This window comes from Streptomyces bugieae, assembly GCF_036352915.1.
In the GTDB taxonomy this organism is placed as follows: domain Bacteria; phylum Actinomycetota; class Actinomycetes; order Streptomycetales; family Streptomycetaceae; genus Streptomyces; species Streptomyces endophytica.
This window is the reverse complement of the sequence record NZ_JAZBJP010000178.1, coordinates 1-438: the sequence shown is the minus strand read 5'-3', so window position 1 is coordinate 438 and position 438 is coordinate 1. Positions and strand designations below refer to the sequence as shown.

The 438-nt window shown below is 74.0% G+C and carries 1 protein-coding gene; it reads right to left on the bottom strand.

The window, feature by feature from the left end; all coding sequences use genetic code 11:
* A partial coding sequence (gene mptB, locus V2J85_RS40770) for a polyprenol phosphomannose-dependent alpha 1,6 mannosyltransferase MptB (protein WP_419836890.1) occupies positions 1 to 430 on the bottom strand: 430 nt, incomplete at its 3' end.
* Positions 431 to 438: the final 8 nt, after the last annotated feature.

Sequence of the window (438 nt, the reverse complement as noted above, 5' to 3'; positions counted from 1 at the left end):
GGGCCGGGGTGTCGCGCCAGTGGTTGCCGACGCTCGCCGCCGCGTCGCCGCCGATCCCGGCGGGGTCCAGGCTGGAGGGGCCGACGCTGTAGACGTCGTGGCCCTCGATGACCATCGCGCCCTGGGCGATGTAGCTGTAGACGTCGGCGCTGTAGAGCGGGGGCACGAGCAGGAACGGCGCCGTCCACCAGGCGAGGGTGACGAGCGTCTCGCGCACGGAGGAGGCGGTTCTGCCGTACTGCCACCAGGCGACGACGAGGACGGTCAGCCCGGTGTAGGCGAGGACGGCGGCGGCCGTCCGCACGGTGGGCCCGTGGTCGATCCACAGGCCCCAGGGGTCGTGGGCCGGCAGCTTTCCGGAGATCCAGCCGCCCGCTGCGGCGGCCAGGGCGCCTGCCGCGCCCAGCCGACGGTGTCCGACAGCACTCAAAGCCCACA